14 protein-coding genes are annotated in these 17,711 nt (G+C 48.0%); 12 read left to right on the top strand and 2 right to left on the bottom strand.

Features of this window, described 5'->3' with window-relative positions; all coding sequences use genetic code 11:
* Positions 1 to 85 precede the first annotated feature (85 nt).
* Genes dnaG through ACTNBF_RS03595 form a run of 5 tightly spaced genes read left to right on the top strand, consistent with a single transcriptional unit; the run spans position 86 to position 6,224 of the window.
* Positions 86 to 1,861, top strand: coding sequence for a DNA primase (gene dnaG / locus ACTNBF_RS03615; RefSeq protein ID WP_441024484.1), 1,776 nt, complete (start codon positions 86 to 88; stop codon positions 1,859 to 1,861).
* A gap of 39 nt (positions 1,862 to 1,900) precedes the next feature.
* Positions 1,901 to 3,016 (top strand): RNA polymerase sigma factor RpoD, encoded by a 1,116-nt coding sequence (gene rpoD, locus ACTNBF_RS03610; RefSeq protein ID WP_427806447.1) that lies wholly within the window; start codon positions 1,901 to 1,903, stop codon positions 3,014 to 3,016.
* An 8-nt stretch (positions 3,017 to 3,024) separates the two neighbouring features.
* Positions 3,025 to 3,729 (top strand): tRNA (adenine(22)-N(1))-methyltransferase, encoded by a 705-nt coding sequence (locus ACTNBF_RS03605; protein ID WP_427806446.1) that lies wholly within the window; start codon positions 3,025 to 3,027, stop codon positions 3,727 to 3,729.
* Between the two features lie 12 nt (positions 3,730 to 3,741).
* On the top strand, positions 3,742 to 4,512 hold the full coding sequence (locus ACTNBF_RS03600; protein ID WP_427819121.1) for a Nif3-like dinuclear metal center hexameric protein: 771 nt from the start codon (positions 3,742 to 3,744) through the stop codon (positions 4,510 to 4,512).
* Positions 4,513 to 4,556: 44 nt separating this feature from the next.
* Positions 4,557 to 6,224, top strand: coding sequence for a nucleoside kinase (locus tag ACTNBF_RS03595; protein WP_441024485.1), 1,668 nt, complete (start codon positions 4,557 to 4,559; stop codon positions 6,222 to 6,224).
* A 40-nt stretch (positions 6,225 to 6,264) separates the two neighbouring features.
* On the opposite strand, the gene ACTNBF_RS03590 is transcribed toward ACTNBF_RS03595, so the two are convergent.
* Both ACTNBF_RS03590 and aroC read right to left on the bottom strand, forming a co-directional pair.
* Positions 6,265 to 7,206: an RluA family pseudouridine synthase gene (locus ACTNBF_RS03590; protein WP_427806443.1), complete on the bottom strand. Its 942-nt coding sequence runs from the start codon at positions 7,204 to 7,206 to the stop codon at positions 6,265 to 6,267.
* Between the two features lie 17 nt (positions 7,207 to 7,223).
* Positions 7,224 to 8,327 (bottom strand): chorismate synthase, encoded by a 1,104-nt coding sequence (gene aroC, locus ACTNBF_RS03585; RefSeq protein ID WP_441088774.1) that lies wholly within the window; start codon positions 8,325 to 8,327, stop codon positions 7,224 to 7,226.
* A gap of 234 nt (positions 8,328 to 8,561) precedes the next feature.
* Between aroC and ACTNBF_RS03580 the strand changes: the two genes are divergently transcribed.
* The 7 genes from ACTNBF_RS03580 to ilvD all read left to right on the top strand — a co-directional run bounded on the left by ACTNBF_RS03580 (position 8,562) and on the right by ilvD (position 17,690).
* Positions 8,562 to 10,451, top strand: coding sequence for a L,D-transpeptidase family protein (locus tag ACTNBF_RS03580; protein WP_441088773.1), 1,890 nt, complete (start codon positions 8,562 to 8,564; stop codon positions 10,449 to 10,451).
* Between the two features lie 71 nt (positions 10,452 to 10,522).
* Positions 10,523 to 11,656 carry a tRNA guanosine(34) transglycosylase Tgt gene (tgt, locus tag ACTNBF_RS03575; protein ID WP_441088772.1) on the top strand — a complete coding sequence of 378 codons (1,134 nt, stop codon included), beginning with the start codon at positions 10,523 to 10,525 and terminating at the stop codon, positions 11,654 to 11,656.
* Positions 11,657 to 11,766: 110 nt separating this feature from the next.
* Entirely contained in the window at positions 11,767 to 12,045 is a 279-nt protein-coding gene (gene yajC, locus ACTNBF_RS03570; protein ID WP_427806438.1) for a preprotein translocase subunit YajC, read from the top strand.
* Positions 12,046 to 12,150: 105 nt separating this feature from the next.
* Positions 12,151 to 13,638, top strand: a complete 1,488-nt coding sequence (gene malQ / locus ACTNBF_RS03565) for a 4-alpha-glucanotransferase (protein ID WP_441088771.1) — start codon at positions 12,151 to 12,153, stop codon at positions 13,636 to 13,638.
* A 28-nt stretch (positions 13,639 to 13,666) separates the two neighbouring features.
* Positions 13,667 to 14,692 carry a LacI family DNA-binding transcriptional regulator gene (locus ACTNBF_RS03560; RefSeq protein ID WP_441049680.1) on the top strand — a complete coding sequence of 342 codons (1,026 nt, stop codon included), beginning with the start codon at positions 13,667 to 13,669 and terminating at the stop codon, positions 14,690 to 14,692.
* Between the two features lie 179 nt (positions 14,693 to 14,871).
* Entirely contained in the window at positions 14,872 to 15,957 is a 1,086-nt protein-coding gene (gene leuB, locus ACTNBF_RS03555; RefSeq protein ID WP_427806488.1) for a 3-isopropylmalate dehydrogenase, read from the top strand.
* Positions 15,958 to 16,022: 65 nt separating this feature from the next.
* Positions 16,023 to 17,690, top strand: coding sequence for a dihydroxy-acid dehydratase (gene ilvD, locus ACTNBF_RS03550; protein ID WP_427806436.1), 1,668 nt, complete (start codon positions 16,023 to 16,025; stop codon positions 17,688 to 17,690).
* The last annotated feature ends 21 nt before the right edge of the window (positions 17,691 to 17,711 follow it).

The following is a 17,711-nucleotide window of genomic DNA, read 5'->3' as shown; positions in this document are numbered from 1 at the left end:
TTTTGTCGAATATATTAAATGTGAGGGCTTTTTACTACTGGAAACTTTTGGTTTTGCTTTCACACCAGGAAGGTGTAAAGATTTCATGTATTATTCGGATGAGATTATAGAAGAAGTTAGAATGAAAAATGATATTGTGGACGTAATATCGGGATATGTGAAGCTTCAGAAGAAGGGAAGCTCCTATTTCGGGTTGTGTCCGTTCCACAATGAGAAATCGCCGTCGTTTTCCGTAAGCCGGGATAAGCAGATGTATTATTGCTTTGGCTGCGGTGCGGGCGGCAATGTGTTTACATTTATTATGGAATATGAGAATTACTCTTTTACGGAGGCACTGAAGTTTCTCGCCCAGAGAGCGGGGGTGGAGCTTCCAAAGGAGGAGTATTCCAAAGAGGCGAAGGAGCGGGCGGATCTCAGGGCGACCCTGCTGGAGATGAACAAGCTGGCTGCAAAGTATTACTATGCGCAGCTGAAGGCGCCTGGAGGAAAGATCGCGCATGATTACCTGACGGGACGCAAGCTTAGCGAGGAGACGATCACCGCGTTCGGACTCGGGTATTCAAACAAGTACAGCAATGATCTGTATCAGTATCTGAGATCGAAAGGTTACAATGACGATCTGATCATCAAGGCCGGGCTGGTAAATGTAGACGAGCGAAACGGAATTTATGACAAATTCTGGAATCGTGTCATGTTTCCGATCATGGATGTGAATAACCGTGTCATTGGTTTCGGCGGACGTGTGATGGGAGACGGAAAGCCCAAATATCTGAACTCTCCGGAGACGATGATATTTGACAAGAGCAGGAATCTCTACGGACTGCACCGGGCACGGACATCAAGAAAACCATATTTTCTGATTTGTGAGGGATATATGGATGTGATTTCTTTACATCAGGCAGGTTTTACGAACGCTGTGGCATCGCTGGGAACGGCGCTGACACCCGGACATGCCGCTTTGATCAAACGGTATGTGAGTGAAGTGTACCTGACGTACGACAGTGATGAAGCCGGAACGAAGGCGGCACTCAGGGCGGTGCCGATTCTGAAGGACGCCGGCATCACCGCAAAAGTGATCCGTATGGAACCTTATAAGGATCCGGATGAATTTATCAAGAACCTCGGAGCGGAAGCATTTGAGGAGCGGATCGCAAAGGCCAGAAACGGATTTATGTTCAGTCTGGAGATGATGGAGAAAGATTATGATATGACTTCCCCCGAAGGCAAGACAGAATTTCTGCGGATGGCATCCAGAAAACTTGCAGAATTTGAAGAAGAGATCGAAAGAAATAATTATATTGAAGCAGTTGCAAAAGCGTATCGTGTCGGATATGAGGAACTGAAGAAGCTGGTCGTAAAGACGGCGATTCAGAGTGGACAGGCAACACCGGCGGTAAGGCCGAAGCAGACGCAGGATAAGACCGTTCCAAAAGAGGACGGGCATATGAAGTCGCAGAAGATCCTGCTGACCTGGCTGATCGACCATGAAGAACTGTTCCCGCAGATCAGCCGCTATATCACGCCGGAGGATTTTACAACGGATCTGTACCGGCAGGTGGCGGAGCTTTTGTTTGAACAGTACGAACAGGGCGATGTGAATCCGGCAAAGATCATGAACCATTTTACAGAAGAGGCCGATCACCGAGAAGCGGCGTCCCTTTTCCATACCAGGATCAAGGAACTGACGACAAAGCAGGAACAGGAGAAGGCGATCAAGGAGACGATCATCCGCGTGAAGGCGTACAGTATTGAGGAGGCAACGAAGAAGCTGGATCCCACGGACATCCAGGGACTTCAGCGGCTCATGAATGCAAAGAAGGCTTTGCAGGATTTGCAGAAACTGCATATTTCCATCAATTAGGGATAAAATATAAACAAGCAATGAGAGGAAGGACACGACATGGTAGAGAACGTGGCAAAATTTGAAGAAAAATTAAAGAGTCTGGTTGCGCTTGCCAAAAAGAAAAAGAACATTCTTGAAATCGGTGAGATCAACGAAGTGTTCCATGATATGGAGCTGGAACCGGATCAGATGGAAAAGGTGTTCGAGTATCTGGAATCGTCTGGAATCGACGTACTTCGCATCAGCGGAGATGTGGACGACACAGATGATGATCTGGAGATCATCCTGTCTGACGAGGATGAAGTGGATATGGAGAAAATCGATCTTTCTGTACCGGACGGAATCAGTATCGAAGATCCGGTCCGTATGTATCTGAAAGAGATCGGTAAGGTTCCGCTTCTGAGTGCGGAGGAAGAGATAGAACTGGCAAAGAGAATGGCGGAAGGCGATGAGGACGCAAAGAAGCGCCTGGCTGAGGCGAACTTGAGACTGGTTGTTAGTATTGCAAAGCGATATGTGGGAAGAGGTATGCTGTTCCTGGATCTGATTCAGGAGGGAAATCTCGGACTGATCAAAGCAGTTGAAAAATTTGATTATCAGAAAGGCTTTAAATTCAGTACTTATGCAACCTGGTGGATTCGTCAGGCAATCACGAGAGCAATTGCGGATCAGGCAAGAACCATCCGTATTCCGGTTCATATGGTAGAAACCATCAACAAACTGATTCGAGTGTCCAGACAATTATTGCAGGAGCTGGGACGGGAACCCACGCCGGAAGAGATTGCGGAAGAATTGGACATGCCGGTTGAACGTGTGCGTGAGATTCTGAAGATCTCGCAGGAGCCGGTTTCCCTGGAAACTCCGATCGGCGAGGAGGAAGACAGCCATCTTGGTGATTTTATTCAGGACGACAATGTTCCGGTGCCGGCGGAAGCAGCAGCACAGACGCTTTTGAAGGAACAGCTGGATGAGGTTCTTGATACACTGACCGACAGAGAGCAGAAGGTACTCAGACTCCGCTTTGGTATGAATGACGGAAGAGCGAGAACGCTGGAGGAAGTAGGTAAGGAATTCGATGTTACCCGTGAGCGTATTCGTCAGATCGAGGCTAAAGCGCTCCGTAAACTCCGCCATCCGAGCAGAAGCAGAAAATTAAGAGATTATCTGGATTAGAGGACGAGATGGAATTATCAAAGAGACTTAAGGCTGTCGCGGAGCTGGTAACGCCCGGGATGCGGCTGGCAGATGTGGGGACCGATCATGGGTATATTCCTATTTATCTGACCGAAGCGGGTGTGATACCGTCGGCGATTGCCATGGATATTAATAAAGGTCCTCTTGAAAGGGCAAAGGAGCATATCCGGGAGCACGGACTGGAAGGAAAGATCCAGACGCGGCTGTCGGACGGGCTTAAAAACTTACAAATGAATGAAGCAGACTGTATGATCGCCGCCGGTATGGGCGGCGGTCTTGTCATACGGATTCTTTCCGAGGAAAGAGATACGGCAGGATCGCTCAAAGAACTGATTCTGCAGCCGCAGTCGGAGATTGACAGCGTCAGAAAATACCTGACCGAAGAAGGATACCGGATCGTGGCCGAAGACATGGTCTATGAGGATGGAAAATATTATCCGATGATGAAGGCAGTTCCATGCATGGCAGGTGCCGGGGAAATACCGTATTCCGAAGAAGAACTGGAATTTGGACGGGTGCTTTTGCAGCAGGCACATCCGGTTCTCGGACAGTTTCTTGAACGGGAGATGGAAATCCAGAACAGAATTTTATCTGCGCTCGAAAGTCAGGAATCCGTGCGTGCGAAGAAACGTATGGAAGAGATTTCCTATAGAATCGAATGGATCAGGGGAATTCTGAATACGTATTATTAGGAGGTACATAGCGTGATTTGCAGGGAGATAATTGATACCATTGAAAAACGTTATCCGAAAGAATGTGCGATGGAATGGGATAATGTCGGACTTCTGGCGGGAAGATATGAGAAAGAGGTTGGGAAGATCTATATTGCGCTGGATGCGACCGATGAGGTGATTGAAGATGCGGCTTCATGGGGAGCAGATATGCTGGTTACTCATCATCCTATGATTTTTAAAGCGTTAAAAAAAATCAATGATCAGAGTTTTATCGGACGCAGGGTAATCCGACTGATCCGAGAAGATATTGCATATTATGCTATGCATACAAATTATGATGTGATGGGAATGGCGGATCTTGCCGGAGAATTTATGGAGATGAAGGATCCTGAGATACTGGAGGAGACTTACCCGGACGAGGGGATCGGCAGAGTAGCTGACCTGAAGGAAGCGATGACTCTGGAGGAGTGCTGTGGTTTTGTCAAAGAACGTCTGGCACTGCCGAGTGTGAAAGTCTTCGGAGATCCGAAGAAAACGGTGAAGAGGATGGCTGTATCTCCGGGATCCGGAAAGAGCATGATCGGCCCTGCTCTGGCGAAAGGGGCGGATGTGCTTGTGACCGGTGATATCGATCATCATGAAGGAATCGATGCGCTGGCTCAGGGACTGGCAATCATCGATGCCGGGCATTATGGAACAGAGTATATTTTTATAGCAGATATGGAACAGTTTCTGAAAGAGCATTTTCCGGAGGCCGAGATCAGGACGGCTCCGGTCCGTCATCCGTTCTGGGTTATGTAACGATCGGGAAACAGTTTTTTATGTCAATAAGGAGGTGCCGGAAGGTGGAGACGAAGCGTTATCAGGTTGAAATAAACGGTGAGAAAAGAGCGTATCGCGAGGGAACGACGTATCTTGAAATCGCAAAAGAATATCAGGATCAGTATGAGAATGACATTGTGCTGGTATTTGTGAACGAAAAACTTCAGGAGTTGCGCAAGAAGGTGACGAAGGACTGCAGACTTCGGTTTGTAACAACCGGAGAGGAGCTGGGCAATATGGCCTACAGGCGCGGAGTCAGTTTTCTCCTCATAAAAGCGGTCTACGATGCAGCCGGGCATGAAAATGTGAAAAAAGTAAGGATCCATTATTCAGTCGATAAGGGGTTTTATTTTACGCTTAAAGGGAACCTGTATCTGGATCAGGAGCTGCTTGACAGAATCGAGAGCAGGATGCGCCAGATGGTGGAGATGGATCTGGAAATCGGAAAGCAGGGAATCCATACCGACGATGCGATCGAAAAATTCCACGAGTACGGTATGAAAGATAAGGAGAAGCTTTTCCATTACCGCCGGGTATCCCGGGTCAATCTTTACAGCATCAATGAATTTGAAGACTATTTTTACGGATATATGGTACCGTCTACGGGATATCTAAAATATTTCAAACTGTTTCTATACGACGAGGGATTCGTGGTACAGATGCCGGAAAAGGAAAACCCGAAGCTGGTTCCTCCTTTTAATCCGCAACACAAGCTTTTTCAAGTATTAAAGGAATCAACACAGGGCGGAGATCGGATGGGAATCGAGACAATCGGAGATCTCAACCATTTTGTGACCAGAGGAGATCCACAAGAGCTGATCCTGGTGCAGGAGGCGCTTCAGGAGAAACGAATCGCACAGATCGCCGAGCAGATCGCTTCCCGGCCTGAGAAAAAGTTTGTTCTGATCGCAGGCCCGTCATCTTCCGGTAAGACCACATTTTCACACCGGCTTTCGGTGCAGCTTCGTGTCAACGGACTGGTGCCGCATCCAATTGCGGTGGATAATTATTTTCTGAATCGCTCGGAAACGCCGCTGGACGAGGAAGGAAAGCCGAATTATGAATGCCTTGAGGCAATCGATGTGGCGCAATTCAATCTGGATCTTCAGGCTCTTCTGAATGGGGAGCGGGTGGAAATCCCATATTTCAACTTCAAGACCGGAAAACGGGAATATAAAGGAGATTACAAACAGCTTGGGGGAAATGATATTCTGGTGATTGAAGGAATTCATTGTCTGAATGATGCACTTACAAGAGAGATTCCGAGAGAGCATAAATTCAAAATTTATATCAGCGCACTTACGCAGCTGAATATTGATGAGCACAATCGGATTCCGACGACGGACGGACGGCTTCTTCGAAGAATGGTGAGGGATGCGAGAACCCGCGGTACTTCTGCAAAGGATACGATCGCGATGTGGAAATCGGTGCGAAGAGGCGAGGATAACAACATTTTCCCGTATCAGGAAGAGGCGGATGTGATGTTTAACTCAGCATTGCTTTATGAGCTGGCGGTGCTGAAGGCTTATGCAGAGCCGATCCTGTTCGGAATTGATAAAAACTGCGAGGAATACCTGGAAGCCAAGAGGCTGCTTAAGTTTCTGGATTATGTTGTTGGGATCGGAAGTGAAAATATACCGCAGAACTCGATTTTAAGAGAGTTCATTGGCGGAGGATGTTTCGAAATATAGAAAATAGGAGTGAGAAAAAGAAACGGGAGGCGTATTGCATTTATTGATGCGATACTGCCTCCCGAAATTCATGACAGAGGACCATATCGTCCGGGAGCGGAGAGCGGAAATCCATCTTGGTTCCGGTAATCGGATGACGGAAGGTGAGGCGATAGGAATGGAGAGCCTGGCGGCCGATCACGGAATAATCCGGATTGTACAGAAAATCACCGGGGAGAGGATGCCCGATGTGTTTCATGTGTACCCGGATCTGGTGGGTCCGTCCGGTTTCCAGCGACAGGGCGGCAAGTGAATACTCTTTACCGGTTCCGGGAACGGTCGTATGGGCAAGCCGTTTAAAATGTGTACGCGCAGGCTCTCCGTTTTCGACATTTACTTCGCGCTCAATGGTGGAGCCTTCACAGCGCCCGATCGGGGCATCAACGGTTCCACATTCGGGAAGCAATCCTTCCACAACCGCGCGGTATTCGCGGTGGATTTCACGTCTGGCGACCATGGCGGACAGAAGCGAAGCGCTGTACATGTGGCGGGCCAGAATCAGCAGCCCGGTCGTATCGCGGTCCAGTCGGTTAATGCAGCGGTAGGTGAAGGGTTCGTTTTTTTGAGAAAAATACCAGGCACAGGCATTTGCCAGCGTATTGTCGTAATTTCCCTGGGAGGGATGGATCGGCATGTTGGCAGGCTTATCGATCACGAGCAGATCCTCATCTTCGTAGACAATGGAAAGCGGAAGCGGAACCGGAAGGATGTTTTGGGAAGAAGTGTCTTCCGTGAGCTGAATGGTCAGCATATCGCCCGGCATGAGAGGATCGTGAATATGTGCCCAGGTTCCGTTTCGGCAGATCCCGTTTTCTGTTTCTTTCAGATGGCGGATGACAGCAGAAGAATACCCATGGGCTTTTAAAAACCCATGGATATGATTGGCATTTTTTGTCTGTAATGTTGTTTCTGTAATCTGATATTCAAGAATTCGTTTCCACATAGAGAAAATGCTCCCTTCTACCTTTGGTAGAACTCACTGATTTTGTCCATCCGCGCGCACATATTGGTGAAGAGCAGATCAACGATTGTGATGGCTGCCATTGCCTCAACCACAACGACGGCACGCGGTACAATGACCGGGTCATGGCGGCCGGTTATGGAGAGAGAGACATTTTCCCCATCTTTATTTACAGACTGCTGTTCACGAGAAATCGAAGGGGTCGGCTTTACGGCAGCGCGGAAAAGGATTCGGCTTCCGTCGCTCATGCCTCCAAGCGTGCCGCCTGCGTGGTTGGTAAGTTTGGTAAGGGCTCCGTTTTCATCGTAACGGAACGGGTCGTTATTTGTACTTCCGTTTGATTCGGAAACAGAGAAACCGTCTCCGATCTCAAAGCCTCTGACAGCACCGATGGAGAGGATGCTCTTCGCAAGATTGGCCTCCAGCTTATCGAATACGGTATCTCCGATTCCTGCAGGCATTCCGGTAATAGAACATTCAATGATGCCGCCGGCAGAATCCTGATCCTCCATGCATTTTGAAAGATATTCGGAAGCCTTTGAAGCATAGACGGCATTGGGCATGTAGAGCGGGTTCTCGAAAACCTGGTTAAAATCATATTCCGCTTCGGGAATCATATAAGGGCCGATTGCCTTTGTGTAAGCATGCACTTCGATTCCAAGAGTATTCAGAATTTTGCAGGCTACGGCGCCTGCCGCCACACGTCCTGCGGTCTCCCGCCCGGAAGAACGTCCGCCGCCGCGATAGTCACGGAAGCCGTATTTGGCATCGAAAGTGTAGTCCGCGTGTCCGGGACGGTATACGTTCATGATATTACCGTAATCACGGGAGCGTTGGTCCTGATTGCGGATATCGATGGAAATCGGCGTCCCGGTCGTCTTTCCCTCGAATACACCGGATAAAATTTCTGCGGTATCGCCCTCATTACGTTTCGTTGTGAATTTACTCTGCCCCGGTTTTCTTCTATCTAAATAGATCTGAATGTCTTCTTCAGAAAGCGGAAGTCCGGCGGGACATCCGTCGATCACGACGCCGATCCCCTTTCCATGTGATTCGCCCCAGGTTGAGATCTGAAATAATTTACCATAAATGGAACCTGCCATTTGATACACCAAGCCTTTCTTTTTGAGTATGTGAATACGGGAAAAGGATATTCCCAATATTGTTTTTTGGTTTGACGGGCGGGGCCTGTCTACATGACAGTATAATGGAAGAAAAGTTGGGACGCAAGCAATCTTAATAATTTATTAAGGAAAAAAGGGAGTTTTGTATTGTATTTGGGAATGAGTTCGTATTATAATAACCACATATTGAGTTTAGAGGGAGCAATTATCTGAATGGGTGATAAGGATATGAAAATGACAGAAGAGAATACAGAGAAGAACGCAGAGCTTATCATGGAAGAGACGATGAAAGAAATCTACGATGAGGTGAACAGGAATGAAGAAGAGGGGTCTGTCCGGCAACATAAAAAAGTGGAAAAAGCGGGCAAAACGAATCGGAAGAAAGCATCGGATCGCTCAGGCAGCCATTTATCTGTGGATGACCTGGGTTCTTCGCAGACCGCAGGTCGGGATAAGAAGGCTGATAAGAAGAATGAAGAAGACACGTTAGAGGTGAAGTACAAGGCACAGCGTGGCCGGAAGGTGAAGAAAGAGAAAAGAAAACCACTTCCGGAGGAGGAATATGAGGAAGAACTCCTGCTGGATGCAAAGGACGGCGAAGAGCTGGAGCCGGTATTGAGTGCGGAAGATGGAGAAGCTTTTGAAGAGGAGTTTGACGACAGCTTCGATGAGGAAGAAGAAACCGATGAGGAGAAGGCTGAGCGCCGCAGAAAGCGGAAGAAGGTCGCAAAGATCGTGCTGGCGTCGATCCTGGGAGTTACAGCGGCTGTTTATCTGGGGTTTGCGTTCTTTTTCATGAGTCATTTTCAGTTCCAGACCACGATTAACGGAACAGACCACGCACTTGAATCCGTCAGCGATGTGGAAAATTACATGAAGGAACAGGTGGCGGGCTACACGCTTACATTGCATGAGTCTGACGGAGATACGGAGACGATCAGTGGCAGCGAGATTGATCTTACTTATAAAAAAGGTGAAGAACTGGAGAAGCTTCTGAAAGAACAGAATGCCTTTTTGTGGCCGATGAGCCTCTGGAAAGCGCCTGAGATCACAGCTTCAATCGGGGTGGAGTATGACAGCGCGAAGCTGACCGGGGTTCTGGACGGACTTGCGTGCATGAAAGAGGAAAATCAGCAGGCACCGGTTTCCGCGATTCCGGAATACAACGGGACAGAATTCGTGGTTAAGAAAGAAGAAACAGGATCTCAGATTAACCGTGAAGTATTTGAGGTAAAGGTCAGCGAATATATTGCCGGTTTTCTTCCAGAGATGGATATGACGGAAGAAGAGTGCTATGTGAAACCGCAGTTTACGGAGCAGTCCCAGGAAGTCATTGATGCATGTTCGGCGATGAATAAATATCTGACTGCAAGCATTACCTATACATTCGGTTCTTCAACCGAAGTGGTCGATAAAGAACTGATCTCACAGTGGGTGAAGGTGGATGGGAATATGTCCGTCACCTTTGACACGGATCAGGTGGCTGAATACATCAAAGGGCTTGCAAGTAAATATAATACGTATGGAAGACAGCGTACGTTTACGGCGGGAAATGGAAATACAGTCAATGTAGAAGGCGGAGATTACGGATGGTCGATTGACCGGGATGCGGAATATGAGGCACTTGTTGCCAGTATCCAGAAGGGAGAGACTGTGACGAAGGAGCCTGCATACAGGACAACGGCGGCGACACACGACGGCCCTGACTGGGGGAATACGTATGTGGAAGTGGATCTCACAAACCAGTATTTGTATTTGTTCGTTAACGGAGCGGTCGTAACCCAGGGACCGATTGTTACGGGACTTCCGAGCAGGGGCGATGCGACGCCGCAGGGAGTTTATTACATTAAGTATTGCCAGAGAAATGCGACGCTTCGAGGACCGAAGCAGCCGGACGGCACATACGAGTGGGAATCACCGGTATCTTTCTGGATGCCGTTTAACGGAGGAATCGGGCTGCATGATGCACCGTGGCAGGCTGCGTTCGGAGGAACCCGCTATCTGACACACGGTTCAAGGGGATGTGTGAACCTTCCGTACAGTGTAGCGGAGACTGTATTTAACAACGTGTCAGCTGGGACACCGGTCGTGTGTCACTATTAAAACAAAATCATATGAAATGAATGGATTCAGGACGACAGGAATGCCGTCCTGATACGTTGAAAGAGGGTATTATGTACGAATTAATAAAAAGAGACGTTCTTGCCAAAAGAGGAAGACTCCACACGGTTCACGGGGTGATCGAGACTCCGGTGTTTATGAATGTCGGTACCGTGGCGGCTATCAAGGGAGCAGTGTCTACAGCGGATCTTCAGGAGATCGGAACGCAGGTGGAACTTTCGAACACTTATCATCTGCATGTGCGTCCGGGGGATCAGGTGATCCGGAAGCTTGGAGGACTGCATAAATTTATGGTATGGGACAAGCCGATCCTTACGGATTCCGGTGGATTTCAGGTGTTTTCGCTGGCAGGGCTTAGAAAGATCAAAGAAGAGGGCGTGTATTTCCAGTCCCACATCGATGGAAGAAAGATTTTCATGGGGCCGGAAGAGAGCATGCAGATCCAGTCGAATCTGGCATCCACGATCGCGATGGCATTTGACGAATGTCCGTCGAGTGTGGCGACAAGAGAATATATTCAGGCTTCTGTGGACCGGACAACGAGATGGCTGGCGCGCTGTAAGAAGGAGATGGAGCGTTTGAATTCCCTTGAGGATACGATCAACCGGCAGCAGATGCTGTTCGGGATCAATCAGGGAGCCATTTATGAGGATATCCGGGTGGAACACGCGCAACAAATCGCCGAAATGGATCTGGATGGGTATGCAATCGGCGGACTTGCAGTCGGTGAGTCTCATGAAGAGATGTACCGCATTCTTGACGCAGTCGTTCCGCATCTTCCGCTTAACAAGCCGACCTATCTGATGGGAGTGGGAACTCCGGCCAATATTCTGGAAGCGGTGGACAGAGGAGTGGATTTCTTTGACTGTGTCTACCCGAGCAGAAACGGAAGGCACGGGCATGTTTATACCAGACATGGAAAATTGAATCTGTTTAATGCGAAATATGAGCTGGATACCCGGCCGATTGAAGAGGGATGCCAGTGCCCGGCGTGCCGGAAGTATTCAAGAGCATATATCCGTCATCTGTTGAAAGCAAAAGAAATGCTGGGAATGAGGCTTTGCGTTCTGCACAATCTGTATTACTATAATCACCTGATGGAGCAGATCCGGGATGCCATCGACGAAGGAAGATACAGCCAGTTTAAGGCCGAAACGCTTCGTGCGATGGAAGAGAAAGAAGACTAAATGATAGTAAAATCAGAAAAATCCGGATGAAATTGTGAAAATCACTTGATGAAATCCAAGTTATTGTGTATGATAGCAATAGCGTTTATGAAGATTTAGGAGGAAGTAACATGAATAATTTAGTAATTATTGCAGTTTATGCATTGTTCTTTGGTGGGCTCTGGTTCCTGTTGATCCGTCCTCAGAAGAAAGAGCAGAAGAGAGTACAGCTTATGCTTTCAGAACTTGAAGTAGGAGATACGATTCTTACAACGAGTGGATTTTACGGTGTTGTGATTGATATTACCGAGAATGATGTGATTGTTGAATTCGGAAGCAACAAGAACTGCCGTATCCCGATGCAGAAGCAGGCTATTATGCAGGTTGAAAAGCCGGGAGCAGCTCAGTAGTGCTGTAAGGGTGAAAAAAGCATTGCATGTTTATGCAGTGCTTTTAAAATATATTAATTGGAAACGTTACCGATAACGTTTCCGGAAAGAGTAAGAGGTGCAGATATGAGAGCAAGTGGTATACTGATGCCGGTGGCAAGTCTTCCGTCAGAATATGGAATCGGGGCGTTTTCAAAAGAAGCCTACAAATTCGTTGATATGCTTAAGAAAGCCGGTCAGCGTTACTGGCAGATTCTTCCTCTGGGACCGACCGGATATGGGGATTCGCCGTATCAGTCTTTTTCAACGTTTGCAGGGAATCCGTATTTTATCGATTTGAATACGCTGGTTAAAAAGGGCTGGCTTAAGAAGAAAGAATGCCGTGCCTGTGATTTCGGAAATGACAGCCGCTATATCGATTATGAGAAGATCTATTTGAACCGTTTTGAGATCCTGAGGAAGGCATTTAAGAGAAGCGGGATCGAAAGCGCTCCGGAGTTTCAGACATTTTGCAAAGAAAACGAGGAATGGCTGGATGATTATGCCCTGTATATGGAGCTGAAGCAGGCGAATGGCGGAAAGAGCTGGAGCGAATGGGCGGATCCATATCGTTTGAGAAATGCTGAGGCATTGGAAGCGTTCAGAAAAGAGCATAAAAAAGGGATCCGTTTCCAGAAGTTCCTGCAGTTCGAATTTCTGGAAGAGTGGAAAGCATTGAAAGATTATGCAAATCATAAAGGTATCGAGATCATCGGAGATATTCCGATCTACGTGGCATTTGACAGTGCGGATGCGTGGGCACATCCGGAATTGTTCCAGTTTGACGAGAACAGAATGCCGGTCGGGGTTGCGGGATGTCCGCCGGACGCCTTCAGCGCAACCGGGCAGCTCTGGGGCAATCCACTCTATGACTGGGCGTACCACAAAGAGACGGGATTTGAGTGGTGGATCAAACGGGTCGCGCACTGTCAGAAGTTGTATGATATTATACGAATCGACCACTTCAGAGGATTTGATGAGTATTACTGGATCCCGGCGGCAGATGAGACGGCTGAATTCGGTCGCTGGGAGAAAGGGCCGGGCATGGATATTTTCCGGGCCGTGGAAGAAAAACTTGGAAAGCTCAGGATCATTGCGGAAGATCTGGGCTTCCTTACGGATTCCGTGCTGCAGCTTGTGGCTGATTCCGGATTCCCGGGAATGAAAGTTCTGGAGTTTGCGTTTGATTCCAGAGAACCGAGCGATTACCTTCCGCATAATTATACCAGAAATTGTGTGGTTTATACGGGCACTCATGATAATGAGACGCTTGCGGGATGGTATCGTGAACTGAATGAGAAAGACAAACGCCTTGCACTGAAATATATGGGATATAAAGAACTGGAAGAGCAGGATGCCGTCTGGGCGGTTATCCGCCTGGCACAGGCAAGTGTGGCCGATACCTGTATTATTCCGATCCAGGATTATTTGTGTCTGGGAAATGAGGCGCGAATCAATCAGCCTTCCACGCTTGGCGACAACTGGATCTGGCGCCTTCAGAAAGAAGAGGTTAGCAAGGAACTTATTAAGAAGATCCGGAAGATGACGAAGCTCTACGGAAGACTGCCGGAATAATTGACGAGAGGACTGTTGAACTTTGGGAATGACGATCAAGGATATTGCAAAGAAATGTGGTGTTGGCATCAGTACGGTATCGCGTGCGCTGAACGATCATCCGGATATCAATCCGGAGACGAAAGAGAGAATTCTGAAGACCGTGGCAGAATCGGATTTTGTGCCGAACAACAGTGCCAGAAATCTGAAACGGACCGATGCGCAGGCGATTGCGGTGATGGTTAAAGAGATTGATGATCCGTTCTTTGCTACTATGATGCAAGTCCTGGAGCGTGAGATACGGAAGAGACATTATGCTTTTTTCATCCGGCATATGACTCGTGGAAGAGACGAGCTGGAGGAAGCGGCCGAATTGATCGCGGAGAAGCGGCTGAGAGGCCTGATCTTTCTCGGAGGAAGCTTTGAGAATAAGATGGACCGCCTGAAGAAAATTAAGGTTCCTTTTGTGGTTTGTACGGCTTCTCTGACTGCGGTTCCAGAAGGAAGACTGGCATCCTGGGTCGCCACAGATGACTATCATGCAAGCAGGGAGATTGTAAATTATCTCTGTGAAACAGGCAATAGAAATATTGCAATTCTGGCTTCGGATAAGAATGACAGCAATGTGGGTTATCTTCGGATGAAAGGGTATGAGAAGGCACTTGCGGAACATCAGATTCCTTTGCGGGACGAACTGATCTGCTATCTGGATGAAACGGATACAGCTTATTCTATGGAAAACGGATATCGGATGATGCAGAAGCTGCTCAAAAGAAAATGTGGATTTACAGCTGTTTTTGCAATTTCGGATCTGATGGCAGTCGGGGCGATCCGGGCTTTGCGGGAAGCCGGAAAGCGAATCCCGCAGGATGTGGCGGTTGCGGGATTTGACGGTCTTGCATTTGCAGAGTATTTTGAACCACCGATTACAACGATGGTGCAGCCTGTCGAAGAAATTGCAAAAGAGTCGGTGGTGATCTTATTTCAGATGATTGAAACGCATAAAAGTTGCGAGGGGAGAATTCTGCCGGCGAAGCTGGTTGTCAGAAAATCGACAGAGAGGGGACATATCTAACAGATAGGTCCCTTTTTCATTTTGTTTGATGCCAAAAACAGAGAGCACTCTAATTTTTGCGCTTTTACGAATTAAAGGCTTGAAACTATGAGGAAAATAGGATATTATAGTGTTTAACAGATTTTGAGGGGACGATGGTCTGACCTCTGAACCGGAGATTAACGGAAGGAATGAATAAGATGAATCTGAATATTGGTGTGATTAAGGGAGACGGAATCGGTCCGGAGATCGTGACCGAGGCAATGAAAGTTCTGGACAAGACCGGAGAAATATATGGTTTCCGGTGTACATACGAGCAGCTTCTGATGGGAGGAGCATCGATCGATGTGCATGGAGTGCCGCTGACAGATGAGACGATTGCGAGAGCAAAGGCAAGTGATGCGGTTCTGATGGGATCGATCGGCGGGGATGCGAAGACATCTCCATGGTACCAGCTGGAACCATCAAAAAGACCGGAAGCCGGCCTGCTTAAGATTCGTAAAGCGCTGAATTTGTTTGCAAATCTGCGTCCGGCAGTTCTCTATGAAGAACTTGCAGCCGCTTGTCCTTTGAAAGAAGAGATAACAGAGGGCGGATTCGATCTGATGATCATGCGTGAACTGACCGGCGGATTGTATTTCGGAGAGAGAAAAACAGTTGAAGAAGAAGGAGTCAGAACAGCTTATGATTCTTTGACATATAATGAGAATGAAATACGCAGGATTGCCGTGAGAGCGTTTGATATAGCTATGAAGAGAAGAAAGAAAGTGACCAGCGTTGATAAAGCAAATGTACTGGATTCTTCCAGACTCTGGAGAAAGGTTGTCGAGGAAGTCGCGGCGGATTACCCGGAAGTGACGCTGGAACACATGCTGGTGGATAACTGTGCAATGCAGCTTGTAAGAGATCCGAAGCAGTTTGACGTCATTCTGACTGAGAACATGTTCGGTGATATTTTGTCGGATGAGGCCAGTATGGTAACCGGATCAATCGGAATGCTTGCGAGCGCAAGCCTGAATGAGACGAAGTTCGGTCTTTATGAACCGAGCGGTGGGTCCGCACCGGATATTGCCGGTAAGGGAATCGCGAATCCGATTGCGACGATTTTGTCTGCAGCAATGATGCTTCGGTTTAGCTTTGATCTTGACAAAGCAGCGGATGCAATTGAAGCAGCTGTTTCGCAGGTACTGAAGGACGGCTATCGTACCGGTGATATTATGTCGGAGGGATGCACGAAAGTCGGAACTGCACAGATGGGGGATTTGATCTGTGAACGGATTCATTAGGAAGTCTTGCTTGGCTGAAGTCAGTATAAAGCATACATAGAGGATATTCAGGAGGATACATAGAAATGAAAAGCGATAATGTTAAAAAAGGGATGCAACAGGCACCACATCGGTCCCTGTTCAACGCATTAGGGTATACCAAAGAGGAGCTGGATCGTCCATTGGTCGGAATCGTCAGTTCTTACAATGAGATCGTTCCGGGACATATGAATCTGGATAAGATCGTGAACGCAGTAAAAATGGGAGTTGCCATGGCAGGAGGAACACCGGTTATGTTCCCGGCGATCGCTGTCTGCGATGGAATTGCGATGGGACATATCGGAATGAAATACTCTCTGGTAACCAGAGATCTGATTGCAGATTCCACCGAGGCAATGGCACTGGCTCATCAGTTTGATGCACTTGTTATGGTTCCGAACTGTGACAAGAATGTGCCCGGACTTCTGATGGCAGCAGCACGAATCAACGTGCCTACTATATTTGTCAGCGGTGGCCCGATGCTTGCCGGTCATGTAAAAGGCCAGAAGAGAAGCCTTTCCAGCATGTTTGAAGCAGTTGGTTCTTATGCTGCAGGCACGATGACAGAAGAAGATGTATGTGAATTTGAAAATAAAGTATGCCCGACCTGTGGTTCTTGCTCCGGTATGTATACCGCGAACAGTATGAACTGTCTGACAGAAGTACTCGGTATGGGACTTCCGGGCAATGGAACCATTCCGGCAGTTTATTCAGAGCGTATCCGTCTTGCAAAGCATGCAGGCATGCAGGTAATGGAACTTTACAGAAAGAATATCCGTCCGAGAGATATTATGACAAAAGAAGCGATCCTGAATGCCCTCACTGTAGATATGGCTTTGGGATGCTCTACCAACAGTATGCTGCATCTTCCGGCTATTGCTCATGAGATCGGCATGGATTTCGAGATCGATTTCGCAAACGGAATCAGTGCAAAGACTCCGAATCTTTGCCATCTTGCACCGGCAGGCCCGACTTATATGGAAGATCTGAATGAGGCCGGTGGTGTCTATGCAGTGATGAACGAATTGAATAAGAAGAACCTTCTGAATACAGAGTGTATGACCGTAACCGGTAAAACGGTGGGAGAAAATATTGCGGGATGTGTTAATAAGAATCCGGAAGTTATCCGTCCGATCGACAATCCATACAGCCAGACAGGCGGCCTTGCAGTATTGAAAGGAAATATCGCGCCGGACGGAAGTGTTGTAAAACGTTCGGCAGTTGTAGAAGAAATGCTCGTCCACGAAGGACCGGCCAGAGTATTTGAATGCGAAGAGGATGCAATCACAGCCATCAAGGGCGGACAGATTCATCCGGGAGATGTTGTCGTAATCCGTTATGTCGGACCGAAGGGTGGACCGGGTATGCCGGAAATGCTGAATCCGACTTCTGCAATCGCAGGAATGGGACTTGGCTCATCGGTTGCTCTTATCACCGACGGGCGTTTCAGCGGAGCTTCCAGAGGCGCATCTATCGGACATGTTTCGCCGGAAGCAGCAGTAGGCGGCCCAATTGCACTGATCGAAGAAGGAGATATCATTGAGATCGATATCCCGAATCTGAAACTGAATGTCAGAGTTTCGGATGAAGAACTGGCAGCGAGAAAAGAAAAATGGCAGCCGAGAGAACCGGAAGTTACAACCGGTTATCTTGCACGATATGCATCAATGGTAACATCCGGAAACCGCGGTGCGGTGCTGGAGATACCGCGTTAAGAATAAAGTACAAAGGGGAAT

Source organism: Bariatricus sp. HCP28S3_A4 (genome assembly GCF_052066395.1).
Taxonomy (GTDB): Bacteria; Bacillota; Clostridia; order Lachnospirales; family Lachnospiraceae; genus Allocoprococcus.
The sequence above is the reverse complement of the archived record's forward strand: the minus strand, read 5'-3'. Positions and strand labels throughout refer to the sequence as shown.

What these genes read in the sequence shown, in the direction of transcription:
- dnaG (WP_441024484.1), top strand. Translation starts at nt 86, where the DNA reads ATGTATTATTCGGATGAGATTATAGAAGAAGTTAGAATGAAAAATGAT.
- rpoD (WP_427806447.1), top strand. Translation starts at nt 1,901, where the DNA reads ATGGTAGAGAACGTGGCAAAATTTGAAGAAAAATTAAAGAGTCTGGTT.
- ACTNBF_RS03605 (WP_427806446.1), top strand. Translation starts at nt 3,025, where the DNA reads ATGGAATTATCAAAGAGACTTAAGGCTGTCGCGGAGCTGGTAACGCCC.
- ACTNBF_RS03590 (WP_427806443.1), bottom strand. Translation starts at nt 7,206, where the DNA reads ATGTGGAAACGAATTCTTGAATATCAGATTACAGAAACAACATTACAG.
- aroC (WP_441088774.1), bottom strand. Translation starts at nt 8,327, where the DNA reads ATGGCAGGTTCCATTTATGGTAAATTATTTCAGATCTCAACCTGGGGC.
- ACTNBF_RS03580 (WP_441088773.1), top strand. Translation starts at nt 8,562, where the DNA reads ATGGGTGATAAGGATATGAAAATGACAGAAGAGAATACAGAGAAGAAC.
- tgt (WP_441088772.1), top strand. Translation starts at nt 10,523, where the DNA reads ATGTACGAATTAATAAAAAGAGACGTTCTTGCCAAAAGAGGAAGACTC.
- yajC (WP_427806438.1), top strand. Translation starts at nt 11,767, where the DNA reads ATGAATAATTTAGTAATTATTGCAGTTTATGCATTGTTCTTTGGTGGG.
- malQ (WP_441088771.1), top strand. Translation starts at nt 12,151, where the DNA reads ATGAGAGCAAGTGGTATACTGATGCCGGTGGCAAGTCTTCCGTCAGAA.
- ACTNBF_RS03560 (WP_441049680.1), top strand. Translation starts at nt 13,667, where the DNA reads ATGACGATCAAGGATATTGCAAAGAAATGTGGTGTTGGCATCAGTACG.
- leuB (WP_427806488.1), top strand. Translation starts at nt 14,872, where the DNA reads ATGAATCTGAATATTGGTGTGATTAAGGGAGACGGAATCGGTCCGGAG.
- ilvD (WP_427806436.1), top strand. Translation starts at nt 16,023, where the DNA reads ATGAAAAGCGATAATGTTAAAAAAGGGATGCAACAGGCACCACATCGG.